Annotated in this window: 28 protein-coding genes and 1 tRNA gene; 21 read left to right on the forward strand and 8 right to left on the reverse strand. The window is 60.7% G+C overall.

From position 1 onward, the window contains the following. The first annotated feature begins 39 nt into the window (after positions 1-39). Both LDB05_RS07960 and LDB05_RS07965 read left to right on the forward strand, forming a co-directional pair. Entirely contained in the window at positions 40-3,339 is a 3,300-nt protein-coding gene (locus LDB05_RS07960) for an HsdM family class I SAM-dependent methyltransferase (RefSeq protein WP_226007387.1), read from the forward strand. A 73-nt stretch (positions 3,340-3,412) separates the two neighbouring features. Further along, positions 3,413-3,916 carry a hypothetical protein gene (locus tag LDB05_RS07965; protein WP_226007388.1) on the forward strand — a complete coding sequence of 168 codons (504 nt, stop codon included), beginning with the start codon at positions 3,413-3,415 and terminating at the stop codon, positions 3,914-3,916. Positions 3,917-4,270: 354 nt separating this feature from the next. On the opposite strand, the gene LDB05_RS07970 is transcribed toward LDB05_RS07965, so the two are convergent. Beyond that, a complete protein-coding gene (locus tag LDB05_RS07970; RefSeq protein ID WP_226007389.1) occupies positions 4,271-5,023 on the reverse strand; it encodes a hypothetical protein in 753 nt (250 codons plus the stop codon). Positions 5,024-5,113: 90 nt separating this feature from the next. Here LDB05_RS07970 and LDB05_RS07975 point away from each other — a divergent pair, with 90 nt between their 5' ends. From LDB05_RS07975 to LDB05_RS08040, 14 genes are all read left to right on the forward strand, one after another. Then, on the forward strand, positions 5,114-5,434 hold the full coding sequence (locus tag LDB05_RS07975; RefSeq protein WP_226007390.1) for a hypothetical protein: 321 nt from the start codon (positions 5,114-5,116) through the stop codon (positions 5,432-5,434). Next, positions 5,431-5,658: a hypothetical protein gene (locus tag LDB05_RS07980; RefSeq protein WP_226007391.1), complete on the forward strand. Its 228-nt coding sequence runs from the start codon at positions 5,431-5,433 to the stop codon at positions 5,656-5,658. The genes LDB05_RS07975 and LDB05_RS07980 overlap by 4 nt, the downstream gene beginning before the upstream one ends. Next, positions 5,655-5,852, forward strand: coding sequence for a hypothetical protein (locus LDB05_RS07985; RefSeq protein ID WP_226007392.1), 198 nt, complete (start codon positions 5,655-5,657; stop codon positions 5,850-5,852). Before LDB05_RS07980 ends, LDB05_RS07985 begins: the two co-directional genes overlap by 4 nt. Beyond that, positions 5,849-6,070 (forward strand): hypothetical protein, encoded by a 222-nt coding sequence (locus LDB05_RS07990; RefSeq protein WP_226007393.1) that lies wholly within the window; start codon positions 5,849-5,851, stop codon positions 6,068-6,070. Before LDB05_RS07985 ends, LDB05_RS07990 begins: the two co-directional genes overlap by 4 nt. Beyond that, a complete protein-coding gene (locus LDB05_RS07995) occupies positions 6,067-6,273 on the forward strand; it encodes a hypothetical protein (RefSeq protein ID WP_226007394.1) in 207 nt (68 codons plus the stop codon). The genes LDB05_RS07990 and LDB05_RS07995 overlap by 4 nt, the downstream gene beginning before the upstream one ends. Positions 6,274-6,434: 161 nt before the next feature. Continuing rightward, complete coding sequence (locus LDB05_RS08000; protein ID WP_226007395.1) at positions 6,435-6,671, forward strand: hypothetical protein; 237 nt, start codon at positions 6,435-6,437, stop codon at positions 6,669-6,671. Then, positions 6,671-6,922 carry a hypothetical protein gene (locus LDB05_RS08005; protein WP_226007396.1) on the forward strand — a complete coding sequence of 84 codons (252 nt, stop codon included), beginning with the start codon at positions 6,671-6,673 and terminating at the stop codon, positions 6,920-6,922. Before LDB05_RS08000 ends, LDB05_RS08005 begins: the two co-directional genes overlap by 1 nt. 37 nt (positions 6,923-6,959) lie before the next feature. Continuing rightward, on the forward strand, positions 6,960-7,154 hold the full coding sequence (locus LDB05_RS08010) for a hypothetical protein (protein WP_226007397.1): 195 nt from the start codon (positions 6,960-6,962) through the stop codon (positions 7,152-7,154). Beyond that, positions 7,151-7,288 carry a hypothetical protein gene (locus LDB05_RS08015; RefSeq protein WP_226007398.1) on the forward strand — a complete coding sequence of 46 codons (138 nt, stop codon included), beginning with the start codon at positions 7,151-7,153 and terminating at the stop codon, positions 7,286-7,288. The genes LDB05_RS08010 and LDB05_RS08015 overlap by 4 nt, the downstream gene beginning before the upstream one ends. Next, positions 7,285-7,974, forward strand: coding sequence for a site-specific integrase (locus tag LDB05_RS08020; RefSeq protein ID WP_226007399.1), 690 nt, complete (start codon positions 7,285-7,287; stop codon positions 7,972-7,974). Before LDB05_RS08015 ends, LDB05_RS08020 begins: the two co-directional genes overlap by 4 nt. Positions 7,975-8,216: 242 nt before the next feature. Further along, a complete protein-coding gene (locus tag LDB05_RS08025) occupies positions 8,217-8,738 on the forward strand; it encodes a hypothetical protein (protein WP_226007400.1) in 522 nt (173 codons plus the stop codon). A 2-nt stretch (positions 8,739-8,740) separates the two neighbouring features. After that, complete coding sequence (locus LDB05_RS08030) at positions 8,741-9,115, forward strand: hypothetical protein (protein ID WP_226007401.1); 375 nt, start codon at positions 8,741-8,743, stop codon at positions 9,113-9,115. A 335-nt stretch (positions 9,116-9,450) separates the two neighbouring features. Beyond that, positions 9,451-9,551 (forward strand) — tRNA-Leu (locus tag LDB05_RS08035). Positions 9,552-9,894: 343 nt separating this feature from the next. Then, the gene (locus tag LDB05_RS08040) at positions 9,895-11,268 is read left to right on the forward strand and encodes an ATP-binding protein (RefSeq protein ID WP_226007402.1); all 1,374 of its coding nucleotides are present in this window, start codon (positions 9,895-9,897) and stop codon (positions 11,266-11,268) included. Between the two features lie 182 nt (positions 11,269-11,450). On the opposite strand, the gene LDB05_RS08045 is transcribed toward LDB05_RS08040, so the two are convergent. Both LDB05_RS08045 and LDB05_RS08050 read right to left on the reverse strand, forming a co-directional pair. Further along, complete coding sequence (locus tag LDB05_RS08045) at positions 11,451-12,563, reverse strand: acyltransferase family protein (RefSeq protein WP_226007403.1); 1,113 nt, start codon at positions 12,561-12,563, stop codon at positions 11,451-11,453. Positions 12,564-12,965: 402 nt separating this feature from the next. Further along, positions 12,966-13,385, reverse strand: a complete 420-nt coding sequence (locus LDB05_RS08050) for a GlcG/HbpS family heme-binding protein (protein ID WP_226007404.1) — start codon at positions 13,383-13,385, stop codon at positions 12,966-12,968. A gap of 197 nt (positions 13,386-13,582) precedes the next feature. Between LDB05_RS08050 and dacZ the strand changes: the two genes are divergently transcribed. The 4 genes from dacZ to LDB05_RS08070 all read left to right on the forward strand — a co-directional run bounded on the left by dacZ (position 13,583) and on the right by LDB05_RS08070 (position 16,965). Then, on the forward strand, positions 13,583-14,395 hold the full coding sequence (gene dacZ / locus LDB05_RS08055; RefSeq protein ID WP_226007405.1) for a diadenylate cyclase DacZ: 813 nt from the start codon (positions 13,583-13,585) through the stop codon (positions 14,393-14,395). 1 nt (position 14,396) lies between these two features. Then, on the forward strand, positions 14,397-15,164 hold the full coding sequence (locus LDB05_RS08060) for a mechanosensitive ion channel family protein (RefSeq protein ID WP_226007406.1): 768 nt from the start codon (positions 14,397-14,399) through the stop codon (positions 15,162-15,164). A 179-nt stretch (positions 15,165-15,343) separates the two neighbouring features. Next, entirely contained in the window at positions 15,344-15,733 is a 390-nt protein-coding gene (tnpA, locus tag LDB05_RS08065) for an IS200/IS605 family transposase (protein ID WP_226007407.1), read from the forward strand. Next, complete coding sequence (locus LDB05_RS08070) at positions 15,730-16,965, forward strand: RNA-guided endonuclease InsQ/TnpB family protein (protein ID WP_226007408.1); 1,236 nt, start codon at positions 15,730-15,732, stop codon at positions 16,963-16,965. The genes tnpA and LDB05_RS08070 overlap by 4 nt, the downstream gene beginning before the upstream one ends. Before the next feature lie 74 nt (positions 16,966-17,039). Here LDB05_RS08070 and LDB05_RS08075 read toward each other — a convergent pair whose 3' ends face one another. Beyond that, positions 17,040-17,861, reverse strand: coding sequence for a nucleoside phosphorylase (locus tag LDB05_RS08075; RefSeq protein ID WP_226007409.1), 822 nt, complete (start codon positions 17,859-17,861; stop codon positions 17,040-17,042). A 59-nt stretch (positions 17,862-17,920) separates the two neighbouring features. On the opposite strand from LDB05_RS08075, the gene LDB05_RS08080 reads away from it, so the two are divergent. Continuing rightward, positions 17,921-18,355 carry a DUF488 domain-containing protein gene (locus tag LDB05_RS08080; protein WP_226007410.1) on the forward strand — a complete coding sequence of 145 codons (435 nt, stop codon included), beginning with the start codon at positions 17,921-17,923 and terminating at the stop codon, positions 18,353-18,355. Between the two features lie 58 nt (positions 18,356-18,413). On the opposite strand, the gene cdd is transcribed toward LDB05_RS08080, so the two are convergent. From cdd to LDB05_RS08100, 4 genes are all read right to left on the reverse strand, one after another. Further along, complete coding sequence (gene cdd / locus LDB05_RS08085; RefSeq protein ID WP_226007411.1) at positions 18,414-18,812, reverse strand: cytidine deaminase; 399 nt, start codon at positions 18,810-18,812, stop codon at positions 18,414-18,416. Between the two features lie 70 nt (positions 18,813-18,882). Further along, positions 18,883-19,947, reverse strand: a complete 1,065-nt coding sequence (locus LDB05_RS08090) for an ABC transporter permease (protein ID WP_226007412.1) — start codon at positions 19,945-19,947, stop codon at positions 18,883-18,885. Further along, positions 19,940-21,175: an ABC transporter permease gene (locus LDB05_RS08095; protein ID WP_226007413.1), complete on the reverse strand. Its 1,236-nt coding sequence runs from the start codon at positions 21,173-21,175 to the stop codon at positions 19,940-19,942. The genes LDB05_RS08090 and LDB05_RS08095 overlap by 8 nt, the downstream gene beginning before the upstream one ends. Then, the gene (locus LDB05_RS08100) at positions 21,172-22,815 is read right to left on the reverse strand and encodes an ABC transporter ATP-binding protein (RefSeq protein ID WP_226007414.1); all 1,644 of its coding nucleotides are present in this window, start codon (positions 22,813-22,815) and stop codon (positions 21,172-21,174) included. Before LDB05_RS08100 ends, LDB05_RS08095 begins: the two co-directional genes overlap by 4 nt. Position 22,816 lies beyond the last annotated feature (1 nt).

The following is a 22,816-nucleotide window of genomic DNA, read 5'->3' on the forward strand; positions in this document are numbered from 1 at the left end:
TAGAACAAAGTAGACCGTGGCGCAACGGTTCGAGTATCCTTGCCTTCAAATCAACACTCTCTCTTTGACGCGGACCTCGTCGATGAGTACCTACAACAGCAAGACGTCGAACGCCCGGCCGACACGGACGATATCGTGGACGCGGTCGAAGGGTGGACCGGAACCAGCACATCGTTGACCGAACGGAACCTGCAGCAATCGTTCGTCAGCGACATTTTCAGCGATGTACTCGGGTACAAACGACCACGCGGCAGCGCCGGTGAATTCCAACTCCTCCCCGAGTCACTCAGCGAAGGCGGCGACGGGTTCCCGGACGTTCTACTCGGGCACTTCGAACAAGATGACGGTGAGCTAACCGAGGACGTGCGGAAGGTCGTCGGTGAACTGAAAGACCCGGGCACTGACCTCGATAAAGTTGACCCGTCCCGATTGAAATCACCAATCGAGCAAGCGTTCGAATACGCAATCACGAACGGACTCAGCGTTCGATGGGTGGTCGCATCGAACATGGAAGTCGTCAGGCTGTACCACCACGGGTCAATCGACCATTACGAGGAATGGGCAATCGAAGACTTTCTCGATGACGACGACGACCTCACAGAGACGTTCTGGGAGTTCTATTTCATCATGCACCGCCGGTTCCTCATCGGCGACTATGCGGACTCAGACATCGAGGGGCTCATGGCGCAGAACCTTACCGAACGCCTCGAACTCACAGAGGATTTCTACCAATTCTACCGCGAGGCAGTCGAGGACGTGTACGACGCGATCGTGGAAGAAGACCCGGAGTTACTCGAAACCAGTCAAGGGCAGCTCGACGCGATTCAAGCCGCTCAAACCCTGATTCACCGTGGTCTCGTGATTTGTTTCTTCAGCGACCACCCGTCAGGGTTGCTGCCGGATGACTTACTGGAAGACGTCGTCGAGACGGGGAAGACACTCCCGTCGCTCGATGACCGGAAAATCTACCCGCTCGTGCAGGACTTGTTCCGAGTTATCGACACGGGCAGCCCGGAACAGTACCCGTACGATGTTTTCGGGTACGACGGCGGGTTGTTCGAAGAGGATGACGTGCTGCAGTCCGTGACACTCCCGGATGACTTGTTCACGGACACGTACGAAGTCGGTGACACGGAAATCGAAGGCGTGTACGGGTTCTACGCGTACGACTTCCACAGCGATTTGAACGAGCACGTGCTCGGCAGGATTTTCGAAGAGTCCGTCGGTGACATCGAGCAGGTGCGTGCGAACCTCGCAGAAGGCGACACGAACCCGTTCAGCGGTGACCGCGGTGACTACGGGTTGTACTTCACCAGGGAAGGGTTGACCGAGTACGTCGCACAGCACGTGATTCAGGACTTACTGCAGGACAAGCGCGCGAAAATCCGTGACGAGTTAGACCTGGATAACGGTGAGATGGAGATGGAGAACCCGGACAAAGAGTTCCTTGAAGCGTACCTGCAGGAAATCATTAACATTCGAATCGCCGATATCGCGTGCGGGTCCGGGGCGTTCCTCGTCAGTTGCTTCAACCACTTGAGCCGGGAGGCACGCCGGGTGCACGAGAAAATGATTTCCGCGCAGTCCGGGCAAATCTCACTCCGGTCATTCTCGCAGACGGAAATCGAGATTCTCGACGAAGTCATTCACGGGAACGACTTACTGCAGGAGGCAATCGAGATCTCGAAACTGTCCGTGTGGCTCCGGTCCGCGCGGAAGAACACGTCACTCGGTATGCTGACCGGGAATTTCGCGTCACAGGACGCACTCACCGGTGAAATTCAATTCGAGGACATGGACGAAACCGCCGGGTTCGGTGAATTCGATTTGATTATCGGGAATCCACCGTGGGGCGGGCAGGTAAGCCCGGACGCGGCCGAGTGGGTGACCGATGAATTCGGTGACGAGTTCGATGTCGATAACATGGACACGTACGAGCTGTTCATTCTTGTCGCGTTGAAGTACTTAGACGACGACGGCCGGTTAGCGTACGTGCTCCCGAAAACACTGTTACGGTCCGAGAAACAGGAAATCCGGGAACACCTCCTCGATAACTACGAGTTCGAACGATTCCACATCATGGGCGCGGACTGGTTCGGGAGCGAAATCCGGATGAGCACCGTGACGGTGCAGCTCAAGAACACCGACCCGGCGGACGATAACACGTTCCGGTCGATGACACTCGTCGATGAAGACCGGCGGAAAGCCATCGAAGGCGAGTTGAGTTTATCGCAGCTGGAGTCCGCGTACGCGTTCGATATCCCGCAGGACCGGTGCATCGAGTCCGGTGAGATTGAACCGTTCCGATACGTCGAGGACGACGAGTTAATCGGCACGATGGAAGAGAACTCGATACCGGTCGGCGCGTTCTGCGAATCACACCGCGGTGTCGAGTTGAACAAAGCCGGGCACGTCATCAAATGCCCGGCGTGCGGGAAGTGGATTTCACCGCCACGGAAGAAGGAAACCGGTGAGGAGAAGACGTGCAATTACTGCGACGTCGAATTCGAATACCAGGAACGAGTCGGTGAAGAGTACCTGATTAGCGACGACCCGGCAGACGGTGATGTCGCGTACATGGACGGCGACTCGTTCGATGCACGGTACGATGACCTGGATGTGATGGGTCTCGACTTAGGGTACGACGGTGTCAATTACAAAGACCAGTCCGTGTACGACGGTGATAAGCTGTTCATCCGAGAAGCCGGCGTTGGATTGTCAGTGGCTTTCCACGGTGACACGGTGTATTGCCCGCGGTCGGTGTACGTGTACAAGATTCGTGACGACCAGGATGAAATGCTGGACTGGTACGTGGATATCGACCGTGACGACGATGATGAGGAGTACGAGGGGAAGTGGGCGGACCCGGGTGACGTCCCGGCTGGTCTCGATACGACGACGTACCACAAGTTCCTGCTCGGGTTGATGAACTCCCGAGTCCTGCATTACTACATGTTCAAGCGGTCCGGTGAGATTGACGCCGCGGAAGCGTTCGCTAATATGCGGCAGGGTGACATCAGGGAGCTCCCGGTTCCGGTGGCGAAACTCTCCACCGATGACGGGCAGGAGACCGCTCAGGAAATCGCTGACGCGGTTGATACGATGCTCGATGACGGTACGCTCGGTGATACAACGGACTGGAAAATCGACCGGTTGCTGATGGGGCTGTACGGTCTCGACCCGAGTGACCTCGTGTACATTAATTCGCAGATGGGGCTCGGTGCGTATCATAAGAAGATGCAGGAACTGTACCCGGACGGGAAACCGCCCGCGCCGGAACGGAAGACCGACGTGACGTTGAACGTGGATGCGGCTGAAGCGGTGGAAGCCGACGACTGACGCGCGTTTTTCGTTTGGTATTCGCGCACCGGGACGCCCGGACGTTTAAATTCGATAGCGACCGACCAAGAGTATGCCATTCACCCTAACTGCAGCGACGATTGTAGCGGGCATCACGACCGTGTTAGCCGTGTATTCCGCGTACAAAGCACGGACGGGCGGTCTCGTCACCGAGCATGAACGCGAGCAGAAAATCAAGCAGCGGTTAGAAGACCGGACGGTTCCGTCCGACTCGTGGGGGTTGCGTGTTGACGATGTACTGGTGAAGGAACGCTCCGGACCGGTGTACTGGGTGGTGAAGTTCGTGACCGGTCGAATCTCCGGTGAAACTCGCGTGACGTTGACGTATGCGAATGCGCACGTCCCGGGCGAGGTATGGGAGCATGAGAATATTCAACAGATTTTCACAGCGTTCGATTTTCACGTTGAGCACGTCAAAACCGTTAATCCGGGCGACACGGTCGGTGAGGGGCATACTGTGTTCGTGTTGCAAACGGTCGAGTGGGGTGATATCGTTCACTTCTTGCGCTCGATCGTGAAAATCGAGGAGTACGGGCGCGAGGAAATGGCCGGGTAACACCCTTCAAAAATTTTTGTAGTTTGTGGTTGTGGTTGCAATGGCGGTGCAGGGCGTGTACTGCTGTTTTACGAGGGTCATATGCTGTGAGTGACGTGGTCGTGTTGGTGGCGAGTTCCTTGCCTGCACATCGTTCCGGGGGGAACGTGAACGCGACGCCGGGTGCCGGGTATTTACGAGCATCTCCCCGAGTATTACTTGCGCGGGACGACGGGACGAGCACCGCGGGACTGCTACCACCCGCAACACATCAGTCGTTGTTCCATCGCATTACACCCGCTCGCCCATCGGTTCCGCGCCAGACGACCACCACACCGTAGACGAGTCGCCGTGTTTTTCATTTGGAATTCGCGCTCACCCAGTGCGGTCGTACGGGCTCACACCACGAATCTTGTCGATAGCCACGACCGGGATCCCGACAAGTGTAGCGATGAGACCGACCGCGGCGAGCGATTGAACCGTGGCGACGAACACGATTGTAAGCATCAACACTATCGTGACCGGGTCAGCGAACGTTAACTCTTGAATCGTGGTTATCTCAATCCCGGCTAAGTATCGAGTTCGCACGTAGAACGACGCGGCCAACACGAACGAGCAAACGACAAACATCGTCGATATCCGCCACAACGGGGAGCGAGGAACACGCCGACCGACACCGTACACGACGTTCAGGAACGCGATGAGGGTGAATACAGACGTTCCAGTGAGGAGGAGCAAGAACACCACCGGGTCGTTCAACGTGATCATGTGCATCACTGAGAGGATGACAAGCCCGATGAGAACGGTGAAACCGGTTAACGCCCAGTTATCACGTTGCAGGTGCGCGCGGCGAAGGTCGGCCCACGTCCCGAATTCGTTCCGCATCGACCGGTAGATGAGGAAGCACATGAGCAACGCGAGCCCGAGCGAAGCCGTGTACCCGATTTTCAGCATCATTTCAGCGTCCGTTATCGGTCCGGGTCGGGCGCGTGAGAGGTACGCGGCGACGGCGACGAACACGCCCATCACGGCGAATAACGATGATCTTTCGTCGATGAACTCGGCTAAGTCGAACTCGTCATCGTCCGAGCTGACAGTGTCGTCATTATGATTATCAATTCCGCTCATACGTTCCACGATTGATGCTTACGCTGTAGTATTTTCGGTGGTGAGGCCCCGGGAACCCGGTATTTACGAGCATCACCCGGAGTGTCGAACATGACGAGTAGCATCCTAAGACGCATCGAAGACTGGTCAACACCGCGACGCGGTCTCGCAGTGCTCGCCGTCGCAGCTGCAGGCATGGTCGCTCACATGGTACTCGCACCAGGAACCGAAGCACTCGCGTACGCGAGCTTCGCCGGCGGCGCGGCAGGTGTGCTCGTGAAGGTACTCGGGGAACGCGAACGGTGTGAGGAGTGCGACGAAGCCGTGTACCCTGCGCTCCGGTACTGCACTCACTGTGGGCACGAGACCGGGTGCGACCACTCAGTCAGCGAAAACAGGCCGGTTTGCCCGGTGTGCGGTGAGGACCGATGAACTGGGCGACGCCGTCCGAAGCTGCAGTCACGATGATACTCATCGTTATCGCTGCACTCCCGGTCGCGCTCGTGACTGAGAACGTGCACGCCGCGGCGCTCACCGGTGTAGTGGCGGTGACCGTGTGTAACGTCGCGTATTGGAAGTGGCGGCAGTACAGCGACGATGTACTGGTTGAGGAGTACGGGACACCGTGGTACGTCCCAGGCGGTGACGACCGATGACGGGCGTACCAGCCCACCGTCGGCGCATGTTCGAAGTCGATGACCGCCTGCAGGTCGCCGAGTGGGAGTGCGCGAACTGCGAGTTCTCGGTGCGAGCGACCGCGAGTGACCTGCAGTGCGGATTCCGGTTCGAGTGCCCAGAGTGCGATGGGAACGTCACCGGGTGGCCGTGTGAGGACGGTGAGGACCGATGATACCGGTTGATTCCCTCGTATTTGCAGCGACGGGTGTAGCCTGTACTGTATTCGGGTGGGTTCTCGGGTACAGGGAAGGGTACGGCGATGCATCGAAGTGGTTTAGAGTCAACGTCAGGCGGGCGATGCAGGGGAAGGAACCAATCGGCGAGGGTGGTATCATCGAAGGGAGTGAGCTTGTCGCGGTTGAGCGTGACGAGGACGGTGAAGACCAGTGACGGATATAGACCATCCGGAACGCGGCGTCAGCCATTGGGTCGATTTACACGGTCACGACTCGCCGAAGACTGCACGGCTCATCGTCCAAGATTCTAACGACGATGAGCTAGTACAGTACGTCATGTTAGCGCTCATCAGGTACGGCGAGAAGGATACAATCGAGGTAGTCGAGACGATCCACGACGAGCTCGGCGACGGGTAGCGGTGTCCGAGAACCCCGCATTACCGCCCAGTTTCGCACCGATTCGGGCGTGAGTGACGGTGAAATCACGCTAATTCTCGGTGTTTTTGGGCGGTAAGTGAGGTTAACGGACACCCCGGGAACCCCCTATTTACGAGCATTACCCCGACGTTCGAGTGTAGATGACACGAAACACCAACGACGACGAGTGGGATTATGAGAGGTTCGAAGAACTCGCCGAACCAATCATCGACAAGGTGGAAGGTCTCACGAGCCCGGACACGACTTACACGTACGAATGCGACGACTGCGGTAGTACCGCGGAATTAGATGAAGACCACCACCGCGCGCCGGTAGGTCAAACTTCGATGGGCGTCCGATGCGCCACGTGCAAAAAGTCGATGCGGAGGACCGAGTGATGACACGGGACGCCGACCTCCCCCGACTGTTCGACGAAGACGACCAGACCGACATGGACGTCGCGTACGACGCGTTCTGCATCGCACTGCAGCGACTGCCCATCAATGCGTACCCGAGCGACGCCCAGCTCCTCATCAACCAAACCGCGAGCGACATGAACGAGACGGTGACCCCGCGAGCCCGGCGAGTCGCCACGGGCGCGCTCGAAACGCAGATTCGACGCGAGTACGGGCACGAACCCCGGGTGTGAGGCGATGACGAGAGTCGAATGCACCGTGTGCGGGCGAATGATAGGGAAACTCGGCCTCCCGAACCACTCCGGGAAACACCGACGCGAGTTCCGTGAAGTCGCCGGTCGATTCCCTGAATCCTACCAGGAAGTCAGGGACACGTACGACGCGATACTCCCGGAGCTCATCGGCGCGCCGGTATGGACTGACGCGCCAGAAATGCAAACCACGTTAGACGAGTACGCAGTATGAGACACGCACCGACACCCGAAGAAGTGACGAGAGCGACCGGCGACGACGTAGACATCATGAAACGAGCCCGAGCGGCGATGACATTCAACGAATCAACCGAGGCAGACGACGAACGCGAGGGAACACGAGAATGAGAATGAAACCGCACCCGGAAGACCCCGGGTACCGAGTATGGCTAAGCGACGACGAAGTCGAACAACTCATCGAAACAATGCACGACCGAGGCGGCACCACGCACCGAATCGCCGGCCGGTACGGCGTGCACTGCGGTCTCCGGCGCGACGAAGCGTCGCAGTCACGACCGGTGGACGTCGTCGAGAGTCACGACGATACTGTACTCCGCGTATGGGAGGACCAGGCGAAGCGCGACAAGTACCGCGAGACGCCGATCCCGAGAGACCTCGCAGACCAAATCAGGATGGTTCCCGAGTTCACCGACCTGGACGTGGACGACGCGACACTGGACGTGACGGGTAAGACGCTCAACCGGTGGGTGAAGCGTGCAGGCGAGGAACTCGCCGCGGAAACCGGCGACGAAGGATGGCTTCGAGTCACGTACCACGACCTCCGCCGGACGTGGGGCACTCGGATGCTTGAAGCCGGTGTCCTCCCCTCCGTAGTCATGTGGCACGGCGGGTGGGACGACTGGGAAACGTTCAGGAAACACTATCTCGGCGAGTTCAGCCCGGACGCACTCGCCCGGGAGCGGAACAAGGTCGAGTGGCTCGGTGGCGACGGACCAGCGACGAGCGACGACGTCGAGTCGCACGTGACGACCGCCGCACCACCTACGGGCACCGCGAGCTACCAAACCGATTAGCATCGATGAACCCGGGAATGAAACACGCAGCGTAGAACCTTTCTGAAACCTGTAGTTGGTGTGTAGTTGAACAGGCAGTACAAGCCCTGTACCACCCGTGAACGGTAGGCATATACTGATAGTCGAGTTCGCGTGCTCACAGCACGTGCAGATAACCGCATCGCAGTGCCAATTCACCCGGCAGAACCCCCGTTACCCCCCTACAAGGGTATTTACGAGCGGTGGCGATAGTCCGACACGTAATGGTAGCAAAACCCGACAAGGACGAACGGTTACCGCACGTAGAACGCATCGAACTCGGACTCGAAATCAACGCGAACGACCACACCGCAATCCTCGCACGAGCATACCACGACGACCGTGAAGGGTTCAACCCTGTAATCGTGGACCTCACCGCCCCCGTGAACTGGGACGACCACGTCACCGGTGAGAAAACCATCCCCGGAGCAACGATTCAACCCGACGACCCGGCCGACATCAAGGACGCCGTCAAGTACACCGAAATCGAGAAACCCACAGACAAATTCGTCACCCAGTACGGACTCCCGCGCTCACCCGTGCGAGTCGCGTTGCTGTACGAGGCATTCGACGCATCCGCCGCGGAAGTCGTGCAGGCACTCCCGAACGGACCAGTCGTTGAAGCGAACGTCGAAATCATATCTGACTGGGTGGCGCACGAGATCCTGCAGAACGACGAGGAACACCTGGAAGGCACCGACGACCTGCAGAGCACCGTCACCGTCGCAACGGAGGAAGCACGGTAACAATGCCAGGAGACACCGGCACTCCCGGCGCACGCATCGACGTCACCGAATGGCGAGACATCGATGACGTCACCGGCCGCATCACCGAGCGGCAGAAGCAACTCGTGAAGGAACGATTGAACGCCGGTCTCCCCGGCGACGATTACGCGGTCGTGTGGCTCCCCGAGTTCATCCGCGACAAGGATCTCGAAACCATCGAAGGCGACGACCAGCTGCACGTGTGCCGAGTCGAAGACTACTCAGACGACGCGTGGACCGCCACGCAGGACGGCATGGACGACGTCGAGTACCTTCCGAAGTCGTGGACGATAGCGTTCCGACGCGGGGAAGGATTCGACCGAGTCGAGTCCGAACAGACCGGTCTCACCGCGTGGTAATCGGCGCTTTCGAATTTCTGTAGTTGCGTGTAGTTCAACGGGCAGTACAAGCCTTCTACTCCCCGGTACCGGCAGGCATATCGTGAGAGTACGGCGACCATGCTGTGAGTCGAGAGAACCGCGACTCGCAGTCCCGCGTGACCGGATTTGAACCGGTGGACTCCTACGGGACAGCGGCCCGCGAGTCGATGTATCGCAGAACGCTGTGCCGCGCGCCACTTTTATAGTTCGAGGGGGAGTCGATGGCGATACAAGCACGACCGCGAGCACGGTCAGGGTCCGCCAGACGCCCAGAGACCGGCGCACACAGGCAACGCGCCGCCGCGCGGAAGACCGCGGGGCGAGCACGGTATTTGACCGCAGGACCCCGCTCGCAGGCGCAGCGCTTAGGACGCTGTCCCGTAGGGGTCCGCCGGTTCGAATCCGGTCCCGCGCATTGCTGTCGCGAGCAAGTTCGCAAGCGACAGCAATCGTCGACCGATTCGAGCCCTGGAAACCGAACGAAGTGAGGTTTCCTCCGGTTCGAATCCGGTCCCGCGCATTCTCCGCGAACAACTTCGTGAGCGGAGAATGTGGTCTGCGGAGTCGAACGAGAGAAGACGCGCGCAGCGAAGCAAGCACGTCTTGACGTTGTTCGAATCCGGTCCCCCGCACTGATTGTCGGGGGTGATCTGTCTCTTGACAGGCTTCTGTATTGGCCGATAGAAAGAAATCACGATTTCAGAAATCATGGTTTCTGAAATCGAAAATTCTATTTTATCCGAGATACTACAAGATGCATGGAGCACTTCGTCGATCGGGAAGCCGACCTCAATCAACTTACGGACTGTTACGAGTCCGAGACGGCAGAGTTTGTCGTGATCTATGGACGTCGCCGTCTTGGTAAGAGCGAACTCGTCCGGCAGTCTATCAGGGATCGAGACGACGCAGTCTACTATCAGGCGGTCGAATCTACCGCACAGAACCAGCTCGAACAGTTCGTTGACGCCGCGACGGCACAGTTCCCCTCACTACGGAATGTCCGTCGTGATTGGGAGGCACTTCTCGAAGCGCTGGGTGAAGAAGACGCCGTCGTCGTTATCGACGAGTTCCCATTCCTTATTGAGGAGGACGAGTCGCTACCCTCACGCATTCAGCGCGTGTGGGACATGGAGTTGCAAGATACCGAGATGACGCTCGTGCTCGTCGGTTCGTCGATCAGCGTCATGGAGGACAAGGTGCTCTCCGGAAGCGCACCGCTGTACGGCCGCCGAACGGCGGCTATCGATCTCAAGCCTCTCTCCGCAGCTGATGCCCGCCAATTCTTCCCGGAATACGATCCCGAAACGGCAATCACCGCGTGGTCGGTTTACGGCGGTACGCCGTACTACCTTCAGACAATCGATCCCGACGAAGACTTGGGAACGAACATCCAGCAGTCTGTCCTCTCAGAGCGCGGGCTCCTATACTCCGAGCCGGAGTTCCTGCTCCGTACCGAACTCCGCCAGCCGAACACCTACTTCAGTATCCTCCGTGCGCTCGCCCACGGACGTCGCACCCCGAACGAGATTGCGGGGATGGCCGGGGTGGAGTCAGGCTCGCTCAGCACGTATCTCCAGAAGCTTCGTCGTCTCCGACTCGTCGAACGACACATCCCCGTGACGGAATCGCCGACGGCCTCGAAACGTGGCCGATATCGGATCGCCGCGCCGCTGTTCCGGTTCTGGTTCCGGTTCGTGTATGGGAACCAGGATCGACTGCGCATGCTCGGCGAGGACGCGTACGACGAACTCGTTGCGCCCGAACTCACGGATTACGTGAGCCCGTTGTTCGAGCGGCTCTGTCAGCGAGCGCTTCCGGGCTTCGTTGACCGACGGTTCGGTGCCGTCGGGCAGTGGTGGTTCAAGGAACACGAACTCGACGTCCTCGGGCTAACCAACGACGGACTCGTCGCCGGCGAGTGCAAATTCACCTCTCAACCCGTGAGTGAAGGCGTCCTCGCAGACCTCGAACGCACCACGGCGGAAGTTCGGTGGTCGGAGGGACCAGCAGACGCGAAGACGCTGTACGTCCTGTTCAGCCGGTCCGGGTACACCGACGATCTCGAACGCGTCGCCGACGGCCGAGACGATGTCCGTCTATTCGACCTCTCTGAAACACTCTCAGCCCTGTGAATCGCCTCGGGGTCAAGTGGTTCGAGAGACCTTCGGTCTCTCGTCATCACGAAAATCGGAGATTTTCGAACGACCCCGAGGCACTCGCTCGCTCATCTGTGGAACGAGGTCGCCATACATCACTCCCCCCGATCGGAACGAAATCTTTCCGATCCTGTGAAACTCAGGCACTGATCATCCCGTTAATTCGATCTTCGGGTCCTGAGCCACGGCTCACCGGGAAGGTGACTGCCGCCGATCTCGATCAGTCGGAGCTTGTGAGCGAACACATAAAGTACGAGTGCGCCGACGATGGTCGCGGGTGTCGACATGAGATGCCAGACGATCATTGAATCGATTGTATAACCCATCGACTCCAGCGTATCGCGGAAGGCGCGCAGGATCGCAAACACAGTCGGATGGGTAACGTAGATCCCCACCGCGTAGGTTCCCCACTCGGGAAGTGGCGTATCGGCGAAAAGCGTCGGCCGTGAGAGGAGAAACAGGAATAGCGAAATGCTCAACAGTGCCGTGGAAATCCCATAGCTCGGGGCGTAGACGTAGGATCCGAACGGTTCACCACGAAGGAGATAGCCGAGGAGATAGAACTCGATGAATTGCGACACGACGAACATCACAACGGTACCGAAGAGGAGTCGGCTTTTCTCCTTAGATGGCTCCCAGCCTCGCGTACAAATTGTGTATCCCAGCCCTGTGTAAAGGAAACCGAAGAAAAGGGCGTCTCGGGTCTCGAACGGGACGTCAACAAACATCGTGTAGGTCGATCCGAGGAGTCCCACGAGGTGAAAGCACACCGCAATTGGCAGCACGTAACTTGGGTTTCCGATTACAACGACGAGGTAAACAAAGAGCAGCGAGAAGAGCAGAGCGGGAAGGAACCAGAGGATCTCGGAAACCGACGTGCCGTAGTATACTAATTCGACTGGGTCGAGGTACTCGATAACGCTACTGACAGCGGTGGCTTGAAGCGACCGACCGGAAAGCTCCGCTCTGGCCAGTTGCCCACCGAAGAACGTCGGAACGGCGAGCACGAGCCCGAAGAGGTAGAGGGATATGAGTTTGATAGCCCGCTTGGTGAGGTAGGTGGCAGAACCGCGATGGGACGTCTTGAGCGCAAAAAAGTACCCCGACGTGATAAAAAAGAAGGGGACGGCGAACCGCGAGATCGTCTTCGTTCCGAAATTTATTGCATTTCCATAAGTGTTAATGCCTTGGAATGGGTCTGTGTGTATCAGCACGACGAATACGATTGCAACAATTCGCATTGCATCGAGACTGTGGATACGACCGGACATTTCTGGAGGTAGGTAGAAGCCGGTAATGGCTGTTTTGGATTGAGTGTGCTGTGGAGCAGAACATGCCTCGAGGCTTAACTCGATGTCTCTTGAATCGAGTCTGCCTCATAAATGGAAAGGCGTGGTTGATTCTCCGATACGTTTTCCCAGGAAAAACGCAGATCCCCGAAATCTCAATTTCCATTTGATTCGGGGCGCGACCAGGTGCACGGAGTACTTCGTCGATAGGGAAGCCGAACTAACTGCTACGAGTCCGAGACGGCAGAGTTCGTCGTGATCTATTGACGCCATCGTCTCGGCGAAAGCGAACTCGTTCGTCGATCGAGTCGTCGACTCGAGGGGGCGGGCCGAATCGACTCGACCGGTGAGTGGTCGATGCGTGTCGGAAGTGGCGGTGGCGAGCTACGACACGAGTTCGCCGAACTCGTCCACGCCGGTCTGAGCGACGTCCATATCCTGTTCGACGGCACCGCCGCTGACCCCGATCGTGCCGACGATCTCGCCGTCCCGCCGGAGCGGGTAGCCGCCGCCGAAGATCACGATTCGGCCCTGATCAGTCGTCTGCAGTCCGTACAGCGATTCACCGGGGGCCGACGGTTCGGCCAGTTCGTGGGTCGGCGTTTCCAGTGCGGCCGCCGTGTACGCCTTGTTCCGCGAGATCTCGACCGAGGCGAGCCACGACCCGTCCATCCTGTGCTGGGCGATGAGATTTCCCTCGGGGTTGGCGACCGCGATCACCATCGGATTGTCGATCGTCTCCGCTCGCTTCTCGGCCGCACCGATGATCGCTTTCGTCGTTTCGAGGGTAATTGAATCGGTCATGGCGTATTACGGCCGTCGGCAGGGAAGTACCCCCGGTCGGCGGCTGCGTGCCGGTTCGCGGACAAGCTAGTCGCCTCCTCATCGAATCGGACGACCGACGGTGGCTGCGACGCTCGTCCGGTCGAATCGAAGAAATCGAAAGACGCGCGTCAGACGTCCCATAACGCTTATTCGCGCAGGACCGAGTTGTAGTATCAATGGCCGGGTTAGACGACGTGTTCGGGGACATCTTCGCGAGTGTCGATGCCGTTGTGCTCTTTTCGCCCAGTGGTTCGTACTACGAACGATTCACCGCCGTCGAAGACCTCGACGTGGTCGTCGTCGGCACGGAAAACGCCGTGGGTGCGGAGACGTTCGTCGAGTTGCCCCTCGAGTTCGAGGACATCACCGACCGAATCCGGTTCGGCCTCGAGGGGGCCCTCGAACAGGGCGTGATCGAGGACGGCGACGACCTCGCCTGTGCGACGAGCGTCTTCGGCGACGGTATCGATACGGTTTCGCGCGTCCGTGCGGATGCGGAGACGCAGACGGGAATTTACGACCTGTTCGTCAAGTCCCGGGCGGACCCGGAGGTGGTCAAGTCGGTCCTCGAATTGGCGATCGAATTGGGCAAGAAGGGGCAGAAAGGGAAGCCGGTCGGCGCGCTGTTCGTCGTCGGTGACGCCGGGAAAGTGATGAACAAGTCCCGGCCGCTTTCGTACAACCCCTTCGAGAAGTCTCACGTCCACGTGGGCGACCCGATCGTGAACGTCATGCTGAAGGAGTTCTCCCGGCTCGACGGCGCGTTCATCATTTCGGACGCGGGCAAGATCGTCTCCGCGTACCGCTACCTCGAGCCGTCGGCGGAGGGCGTCGACATCCCGAAGGGGCTCGGGGCGCGGCACATGGCCGGCGGTGCGATCACGCGAGACACCAACGCGATTACGATCGTGCTGTCGGAGAGCGACGGACTCGTGCGGGCGTTCAAGGCCGGTGAACTGATTCTGGAGGTCGATCCGGAGGCGTACTGATATGGTACAGTGGCAGTCGTTCGTCAACGAACCGGCCGTCATAGCGGCGGCGGTGCTGGTGCTCGGCCTCGTCGTCGGCTACCTCGTCGGTCGGCTCAACGAGGAGTTGCTGTCCGCCTCGGGCGTTCCGGACGCCGTCGAAGGGACGCCGTTCGAGCGGACCGCACAGTCGATCGGGACGTCGACTGTCGAGATCGTCGCCCGGCTGAGTTCGTGGTTCATCTACGGGATCGCGGTGCTCACCGCGATCCACATCGCACAGTTACTCGACACGGACGCCTTCTGGCTTCGCGTTACGGAGTTCATCCCGCAGCTGTTTATCGCCGTTCTCGTCCTCATTCTCGGCTTCGTCGTCGCGGACAAGTCGGAACTGATCGTCAGCGAGTATCTCCGGGGCGTCAAACTCCCCGAGGTCTCGGTCATCCCGAAGCTGGTCAAGTACTCCGTGCTGTACGTTACGTTCCTCATTGCCCTGGGCCAGGTCGGCGTTCACGTCACGGCTCTCCTGATCCTGCTGACGGTGTACGCCGTCGGCATCGTCGCCGTCGGCGCCGTCGCGTTCAAGGACTTCCTCGTCTCGAGCGCGGCCGGGATCTACCTGCTGCTCAACCAGCCCTACGGGATCGGCGACGAGATCCGGATCGGCGACCAGACCGGCATCGTCCAGGAGGTCGACCTGTTCGTCACTAAAATCGAGGACGACTCCGAGGAGTACATCGTCCCGAACCGGAAGGTCTTCGAGCACGGCATCGTCCGAATCCGAGACTGAGAAGCAGGTCGGTTTCGACGGCGACGACGGAATTGATAAAGTTACGAGCGCATACCCCCGTCTTTAGGCGGGGGTCAAGCGGACAATAGCCTACACTTCTACCAACGATTCCACGAATAAATTTCTCATTGTTTTATAGATAGTATTAAGTATTTATCGGACTATAGTGTGCAACACGGATGAAGACCACACGGCACGCGACCTACAACCTCAACTACCACATAGTGTGGTTGCCGAAGTACCGCCAGTCGGTACTCGTCAACGAGGTCGCCAGCCGTGTACGGTCCATCCTCCACGAAATTGCCGACGATAAAGGCGTTGAGATACTCGACCTCACAGTACAGCCCGACCACGTTCACCTGTTCGTCAGTAGCCCGCCCAAGAACGAACCAGCGCTACTCGCCAACTGGTTCAAGGGCATCTCCTCGCGCAAATACAATCACCGATACGCTGACCACGACGGCGAGAAAATCGGATGGGCGCGAGGGTACTACGCAGGGTCTGCCGGGCACGTTTCGAGCAAGACTATCGTGAACTACATCCAACAACACAAGGAGGGCGATTCGTGACCGAACTCACGAAGACGCTCGAACTCAAACTTGTGGACCCGAACGCCCACAAGCGAAGGAAACTCCGAGAGACACGCGAGGTATACCAGCAGGCGCTCCACGATGCCTTCAACGCTCGATGTACCACACAGACCGAAGCGAACGACGTAGTGGTCAACTACGACCTGAGCGGGTATGCGAAGAACGCGCTCAAGAAGTACGTCCCGCAACTCACGACGACCTACAACGCAAGCAAACTTCACGACGACCACCCCGTCCGCTTCACCAACGAGGGGCTTCGACTCGGCCACAAGCCTGAGAACGCTATCGAGTGGTACGTCAAAATTCCGCACCATGAGGACTACCACCTCTGGATGCCAGCACAACCGAATCCCGAACAACGGGACTGGTTGGAAGCGTTGAACGCGGGAGACGCTACGATGGGCGAGAGTCGGCTGTTCGAGCGGGACGGAACATGGTATCTCCACGTCACCGCTACCCGTGACGTTGAGGATAGTTCCGAGGTGTCCGCCGAAGAACGGACACCCATTGGAGTCGATATTGGAGAAGCGTCACTCGTCACGGTGTGTCACCGCGACAACCACGGTTCTCCGACCGCGCCCGAACTGTGGGCCGACGAAGGAAAGACTGTTCGTCGGCTCCGCAAGACCTACTTCACCGCCAAGCGCCGACTCCAGACGCGAGAGAGTAAGCGTATCGCGGAATCCTTCGGGGACGACGTGTGGAGACAGATAGACGACGTGTTCCACCGCGTCACCCGCGAGGTCGTGGAGTACGCCGAGTCCGTCGAGAATCCCGTTCTTGTTCTGGAAGACCTGACGTACATACGGGAGTCGATGGACTACGGCGACTTCATGAACCGGCGTCTCCACGGATGGGGGTTCGCCAAACTCCACGCACAGATATGCTACAAGGCAGTCGAGAAGGGTATCCCTGTCGAAACGGTGAACCCGCGCAACACGTCGAAGGAGTGCCACGCTTGCGGTAAGGTAGGATACCGCCCGCAACAGGCGACGTTCAAATGTACGAACGACGCTTGCTGGATGAGCGAGTACCAAGCGGACGTGAACGGCGCGATAAATATCGCAGACCGCTACCTCAGCGGAGAGAGCCATTCAAGAGAACACACGGATGGCGATGACTCGGCTGAGGATGGGGGGTGTTTGACCGCCCCACAAGACAGCCAAGCCGATGCTACCACGCAGGAGACGCTTGGAACGTATGCGTCTTGAAACCATAGGGCCACGCTTGGCCTGAAATCCCGTGATGGGATTCCCGCGTCTTTAGGCGCGGGAGGAGGTCAACGCTACTCGAGCGACAACCCGGCGTGCCAGCGGTCGACGCCGGCCTCGCGTTTGACGGCGTCCATCCGCGCCAGGAGGTGCGTCGCGAGCGACGCGGTTTCGGCGGCGCGGGATTCCCCTTCTGTTCTGAACTCGCCGGTTTCGCGGTTGGCGTAGACGGTACAGACGGCACCGGCGCGGAGGCCGTACAGGTTCGCGATCGTCAGAATGGCGCTGGCCTCCATCTCGATGTTCTTGACGTTCGCCGCTTTGAGTTCGTCGACCAGTTCGTCGGCACCGGCGGCTTCGAAGCCGTCGAAGCCGGGGCGACCCTGCCCGGCGTAGAACGAATCGGAACTCATCGTGACGCCGGTATGGTAGTCGTAGCCGAGTCGCTCGGCGGCGGCGATCAGCGCCGAGACGACCTCGTGATCCGCCGCGGCCGGGTAGTCCTCGCGGACGTACTCGTCGCTCGTCCCCTCCTGACGGACCCCACCGGTCGTGATCACCAGATCCCCGACGTCCATTTCGGGCTGGATCGCCCCGCACGAGCCGACCCGGATGAACGTGTCCACGCCCACTCGAGCCAGTTCCTCCACGGCGATCGCCGTCGACGGGCTGCCGATTCCCGTCGAGGTGACCGAGATCGGCGTCTCGTCGTACGTTCCCGTCGCCGTCCGGTACTCGCGGTGGTGGGCCCGGATCTCGTGATCGTCCCAGAAGTCGACGATCTTCTCGAGGCGCTCGGGATTACCGGGCAGAAGCACGGTGTCGGCCACGTCGTTCGGTCCGACCTCGAGGTGGTACTGTACGTCGGCGTTCGGGTCTTCGCTGTCGCGGGACATCGAATACCGGTGCTTCGCGTCGACGCGGTATATAAATGCAGGGCGCCCGTAGCGAGCGTATGGCACGGGGAACGCTCGCGGACACCTACGTCGCGGCGATCCAGCACGACCTCGCCGAGTTACCGTCGGACACGACGCGCGTCGGCGTCGTCCGGCAGCCGACGTCGTGGTTTCACGCGACCGTCGACGAGAACTACCCCGAACTCGGCCCGCCCGCCGACCTCCTCGAGTCGATGCGCGACGCCGCGGAGGACATGAAGATGCAGGGGCTCTGCGAGGAGGGGGCCCACAACGCCGCGTGGGATCAGGTCGGGTTCGACGAGGCGTATCGGGAGCACCTCGCGGAGTCCGATGAGGCACAGGCGGCGCTCGCGGCGCTGAAAGACCGGCTGGCGTCCGGCGAGTCGCTGGCGCTGGTCTGTTACGAAAATACCGAGAAGAAGCGGTGCCACCGGACGATTTTGCGGGAGCGACTCGAGGACGTGGAGTCGTAGCTCACCGCGCTCTCGAAAAAGCGTTCACCGTAGCGCTCGAGCGAAATACGAAGGATCGTTACTCGAGCGTCTCCTGCGTAATCGTATTGGGTAGGAGTTCCCCGAGCGTGTACTCGGTCGGCTCCTCCCCCTCGCCTTCGTCACAGAGCACGACGAGACCGTCGTCGCAGAACTCGGTGAGCGTCTGCCGGCACATCCCGCAGGGCGTAACGCCGTCCCGGCGGTCGGAACTGACGGCGAGGCGCGAGAATTTGCGGTGGCCGTTCTTGACTGCCTCAGCGACGGCGACCTCCTCGGCGTGGAGGCTGTTGCTGAAATTGGCGTTCTCGAGGTTGCAGCCGACGAAGACCTCGCCGTCCTCGGTCTCGAGTGCCGCGCCGACTCGATACTCGGAATAGGGCACGTGGGCCTCGTCCTGAACGTCGCGAGCGGCGTCGATGAGAGCGTTGTCTGTCACGGCAGGAGATAGCTCGAGCGGACGCAAGAAGGCATCGACCGGACGAAATCGCGCAGAGCGACGAAGCGGCTTAGTCCTCACCGGACTCGTAGTCCTCACCGGCGGCCTCGGGCAGTCGGGTGCGGCCGACGAACACGAGGACGACGATCACCGTCGCGTAAGGGATCGTTCGGATGAGTTCCGTCGGGATGGCGTACCCGGCGGCCTGCAGCCCGTTCTGCATCGAGTTGAGTCCCGCGAAGAGGAAGGATCCGAGCAAGGCACCGATCGGGTGGTAGTTCGCGAGCAGGTAGGTGGCGATCGCGATGAACCCGCGGCCGGCGATGTCGGTCTGGCCGCCGCCGGCGAAGGTTCCGAGCTGGCCGAGCGCGAAGCCCGCGCCGCCGAGGCCGGCGAAGACGCCCGAGAGGAGGACCGCGGCGTAGCGGACCTTTCGGACGTCGACGCCGGCCGTGTCGAGCGCTTTCGGATTCTCGCCGCTGGCGACGACCCAGCGGCCGAAGCTCGTCCGAGAGAGCAGGTACCAGCCTGCCACCGCCCCGAACAGCATGAGATACACCTGCGGTGGCGTATCGAACAGCAGGTAGCCCAGTATCGGAATCTCCGACAGCACCGGAATCGTGACGGCTTTGAACGTCCCCATGGTGGTGGCGTTCGGACTCCCGAAGACGATTCGGGAGACGAACGGTGCGAGTCCCAGGGCGATGAGCCAGACCGCGAGCCCGGCGATGATCTGATCGGCCTTGAACTCGATGCAAACGATCGCGAAGATCAGCGCGAACAGGACGCTGACGAGGACGCCGACGACGAGTCCCCACCAGTGGTTCGACAGCCCCAGCGTCGTGCTCCCGGAACCGAGCCAGTAGGTCGCGACGATCGAGCTGAACCCCGAGACGATGAGCAGGCCTTCGATCCCGATGTTGATGACGCCGCTCTTCTCGGCGAAGATGCCGCCGATCGCGGCGAGCGCGATCGGGACGGCGAGCCGGAGCGTCGCCGTGTGCGTGTTCGGACTGGCGGCGATCGAGAGCAAAACCCCGGGCCACGAATTGGGCGCGAGCAGTCCGACGACGATCCAGACGACAGTGAGAGCCGCGGCTGCCCCAGCCGTTCGCTTCGAGACAAGGTCACTCATCGACGTCACCCCCCTCACCGCCGTCCGCACGAGTCGGCTTCGGGGTCCCCGTGGGACGGAACCGCCGTCCGACCATCCGGAAGAACTCCGGCATCGCGACGAAGAGGATGATGAGTCCCGTCAGGATGCCGACCAGCTCCGGCGGCACGTCCGTTCCCGTCCCGATCGAGCGCGAGCCGCTCTGGAGCACGCCGAACAGGAACGCCGCCGCGCCGACGCCGACCGGACTGTTGCCGGCCAGCACCGAGACGGCGATCCCGTCGAAGCCCAGCGAGGGCACGTTCTCGAGCCAGCGCCCGTGGACCATGAGCACCCAGAACGCGCCGCCGATGCCGCCGAGCGCGCCCGAGAGGGTCATGCTCGCGACGGTCATGCGTCGGTCGTCGACCCCGCCATAGGCGGCGGCCTCGGGCTGGAGGCCGCTCGTCCGTAGTTCGTAGCCGAACGAGGTTCGAGCGAACAGCCAGGCGATTCCGAACATGAGCGCGACGGCGAAGGCCAGCGCGAGCAGCGAGAAGTCCATCCGACCGCTGAATCCGATCAGCGGAAGGTTCGGAATCTCCGCGTACTCGGGGACGGGTTCCGTCTGGGGGTTGTTACTGTTCGGGTCCTGGAACTGCCAGGACAGCACCGTCGCCGTGACGCCGGTCGCGACGAAATTGAGCATGATCGTCGTGATGACCTCGTTGGCGTCGCCGTACGCCTTCAGTACCCCCGGAATGGCGCCGTAGAACCCGCCGACGACTGCCCCTGCGAACACGCCCAGCGGGATGAGGACGACCGTTCCGATGAACCCGCCGGGGACGATCGCCGCCGCGTAGACGACGGTGACCGCCGTGGCCAACCCGCCGACGACCAGCTGTCCCTGCGTTCCGATGTTGAGCAGGCCGGCGCGGAACGCCACCGCGACTGACAGCCCCGCGAAGATCAGCAGCGTCGTCCGCTGGAGGGTCGTCGCGAGGCCGAAGTTGGTGAGCTGCCAGCCCCCCTCGAGCGGGTGGCCGAGCGCGCCGAGGAACAGCTCGTAGTAGACCTGCATCGGGTTGTAACAGAACGTCCAGCCGCCCAGGTCGAGGCCGGTCCGGCAGGTGGCGAAGCCGCCGGACACGAACACGAGCACCCCGCCGACGAGGACGGCTGCGAACAGCGCCGCGACGCTGATGAGGACCCGTTCGAGGGCCGACGCTCCGACGAGGCGATCGAGGACTTCCTCGAGTCGCTCCCTCATCGGCCGTCACCTCCGACGGATCCGGCCGCGTCGCGCTGGCCCGGCGGTTGGCCGGCCATGAGCAAGCCGAGTTCCTCTTCGGTCACGTCGTCGGGGGTCGTGACGTCGATGAATTCGCCCTCGTAGATCACTGCTAACCTGTCGGAGAGGGCCTGTACTTCCTCGAGGTTCGAGGAGACGAGCAGTATCGCGACGCCCTCCCGCCGAAGGTCGAGCAGGCGCTCGTGGATGAACTCGGTCGAGCCGATGTCGACCCCGCGAGTGGGGTGGGTCGCGACGACGAGCGACGGGTCGCGTTCGAACTCGCGGCCGACGATGAACTTCTGCTGATTCCCGCCCGAGAGAGAGCGCGCGTCGGAATCGGCGTCCGGCGGTCGGACGTCGTAGGTTTCGATGATCTCTTCAGTGTGATCGCGAACCCCGGGCCAATCGATCCGGCCACCGTTGGCGAACCGCGGTGAGCGCTGGCTGCCGAGGACGCCGTTCTCGACGAGGTCGAACGGCATGACGAGTCCGCGCTCGTGGCGGTCCTCCGGAATGTAGGCCATCCCGTTCTCGATCCGCTGGCGGCGAGACCACTCCGTGATGTCCGTTCCGTCGTAGGCGATAGTGCCCTCGTCGGGCGTCTCGAGACCGGTGATCGCTTCGATCAGCTCGGCCTGACCGTTGCCGTCGACGCCTGCAATACCGAGAATTTCGCCCGCGCGCACGTCGAGGTCGATCCCCGAAACGACCTCGATATCGCGGGCGTCCGTGACGGTGACGTCGTCCGCCGAGAGGACGACGTCGCCGGCCTCGACCGGCTCGGATTCGGCCTCGAGGAGGACTTCCCGACCGACCATGCGCTCGGCCAGCTCTTTTCGGCTCGTGCCGTCCGGATCGACAGTCCCGACGGATTTCCCGTCCCGGAGGACGGTGATCGCGTCGGCGGCGTGGGTCGCTTCCTCGAGTTTGTGCGTGATGAAAATGATCGTCTTCCCCTGGTCGGTGAGTTCCTCGAGGACCTCGTAGAGGCCCTCGACTTCCTGCGGCGTGAGGACGGCGGTCGGCTCGTCGAGGATGAGCACCTCGGCACCACGGAACAGCGCCTTGAGGATCTCGACGCGCTGCTGGACGCCGACGCTTACGTCTTCGACAGTGGCGTCGGGATCGACGTCGAAGCCGTACCTATCACAGAGGTCTCGAATCTCGCGGTCGATACGTTCGTGATCGACCGCCATGCCGAACCACTTCGTGGGTTCGTTTCCCAGCGCGATGTTCTCGGCGACCGTCATGGGATCGACCAGCATGAAGTGCTGGTGGATCATCCCGATGCCGGCGTCGATGGCGTCTCGAGGCGAGTCGAACGAACAATTCTCGCCGTCGACGACGACGCGGCCCTCCTCGGGCTCGTAGAGCCCGTAGAGGACGTTCATCAGCGTCGTTTTACCGGCACCGTTCTCGCCGAGCAGGGCGTGGACGGTTCCCCGTTCGACGCGGAGGTCGACGTCGTCGTTCGCGACGACTCCGGGGAACCGCTTGGTGATGCCATCGAGGTGGACTGCGAGGTCGCTACCCGTACTTTTTCGATCAGCAGTTCCCGAATCCACCCCCGTACTCGGTCCCGTCCCGTCGGTCGTTCCCGCTCCGGACTCGCTCATG

The sequence above is a fragment of the Natrinema salinisoli genome, assembly GCF_020405205.1.
In the GTDB taxonomy this organism is placed as follows: Archaea; Halobacteriota; Halobacteria; order Halobacteriales; family Natrialbaceae; genus Natrinema; species Natrinema salinisoli.

What these genes read in the sequence shown, in the direction of transcription:
- LDB05_RS07965 (WP_226007388.1), top strand. Translation starts at nt 3,413, where the DNA reads ATGCCATTCACCCTAACTGCAGCGACGATTGTAGCGGGCATCACGACC.
- LDB05_RS07970 (WP_226007389.1), bottom strand. Translation starts at nt 5,023, where the DNA reads ATGAGCGGAATTGATAATCATAATGACGACACTGTCAGCTCGGACGAT.
- LDB05_RS07975 (WP_226007390.1), top strand. Translation starts at nt 5,114, where the DNA reads ATGACGAGTAGCATCCTAAGACGCATCGAAGACTGGTCAACACCGCGA.
- LDB05_RS07980 (WP_226007391.1), top strand. Translation starts at nt 5,431, where the DNA reads ATGAACTGGGCGACGCCGTCCGAAGCTGCAGTCACGATGATACTCATC.
- LDB05_RS07985 (WP_226007392.1), top strand. Translation starts at nt 5,655, where the DNA reads ATGACGGGCGTACCAGCCCACCGTCGGCGCATGTTCGAAGTCGATGAC.
- LDB05_RS07990 (WP_226007393.1), top strand. Translation starts at nt 5,849, where the DNA reads ATGATACCGGTTGATTCCCTCGTATTTGCAGCGACGGGTGTAGCCTGT.
- LDB05_RS08000 (WP_226007395.1), top strand. Translation starts at nt 6,435, where the DNA reads ATGACACGAAACACCAACGACGACGAGTGGGATTATGAGAGGTTCGAA.
- LDB05_RS08005 (WP_226007396.1), top strand. Translation starts at nt 6,671, where the DNA reads ATGACACGGGACGCCGACCTCCCCCGACTGTTCGACGAAGACGACCAG.
- LDB05_RS08010 (WP_226007397.1), top strand. Translation starts at nt 6,960, where the DNA reads ATGATAGGGAAACTCGGCCTCCCGAACCACTCCGGGAAACACCGACGC.
- LDB05_RS08015 (WP_226007398.1), top strand. Translation starts at nt 7,151, where the DNA reads ATGAGACACGCACCGACACCCGAAGAAGTGACGAGAGCGACCGGCGAC.
- LDB05_RS08020 (WP_226007399.1), top strand. Translation starts at nt 7,285, where the DNA reads ATGAGAATGAAACCGCACCCGGAAGACCCCGGGTACCGAGTATGGCTA.
- LDB05_RS08025 (WP_226007400.1), top strand. Translation starts at nt 8,217, where the DNA reads ATGGTAGCAAAACCCGACAAGGACGAACGGTTACCGCACGTAGAACGC.
- LDB05_RS08030 (WP_226007401.1), top strand. Translation starts at nt 8,741, where the DNA reads ATGCCAGGAGACACCGGCACTCCCGGCGCACGCATCGACGTCACCGAA.
- LDB05_RS08040 (WP_226007402.1), top strand. Translation starts at nt 9,895, where the DNA reads ATGGAGCACTTCGTCGATCGGGAAGCCGACCTCAATCAACTTACGGAC.
- LDB05_RS08045 (WP_226007403.1), bottom strand. Translation starts at nt 12,563, where the DNA reads ATGTCCGGTCGTATCCACAGTCTCGATGCAATGCGAATTGTTGCAATC.
- LDB05_RS08050 (WP_226007404.1), bottom strand. Translation starts at nt 13,385, where the DNA reads ATGACCGATTCAATTACCCTCGAAACGACGAAAGCGATCATCGGTGCG.
- dacZ (WP_226007405.1), top strand. Translation starts at nt 13,583, where the DNA reads ATGGCCGGGTTAGACGACGTGTTCGGGGACATCTTCGCGAGTGTCGAT.
- LDB05_RS08060 (WP_226007406.1), top strand. Translation starts at nt 14,397, where the DNA reads ATGGTACAGTGGCAGTCGTTCGTCAACGAACCGGCCGTCATAGCGGCG.
- tnpA (WP_226007407.1), top strand. Translation starts at nt 15,344, where the DNA reads ATGAAGACCACACGGCACGCGACCTACAACCTCAACTACCACATAGTG.
- LDB05_RS08075 (WP_226007409.1), bottom strand. Translation starts at nt 17,861, where the DNA reads ATGTCCCGCGACAGCGAAGACCCGAACGCCGACGTACAGTACCACCTC.
- LDB05_RS08080 (WP_226007410.1), top strand. Translation starts at nt 17,921, where the DNA reads ATGGCACGGGGAACGCTCGCGGACACCTACGTCGCGGCGATCCAGCAC.
- LDB05_RS08090 (WP_226007412.1), bottom strand. Translation starts at nt 19,947, where the DNA reads ATGAGTGACCTTGTCTCGAAGCGAACGGCTGGGGCAGCCGCGGCTCTC.
- LDB05_RS08095 (WP_226007413.1), bottom strand. Translation starts at nt 21,175, where the DNA reads ATGAGGGAGCGACTCGAGGAAGTCCTCGATCGCCTCGTCGGAGCGTCG.
- LDB05_RS08100 (WP_226007414.1), bottom strand. Translation starts at nt 22,815, where the DNA reads ATGAGCGAGTCCGGAGCGGGAACGACCGACGGGACGGGACCGAGTACG.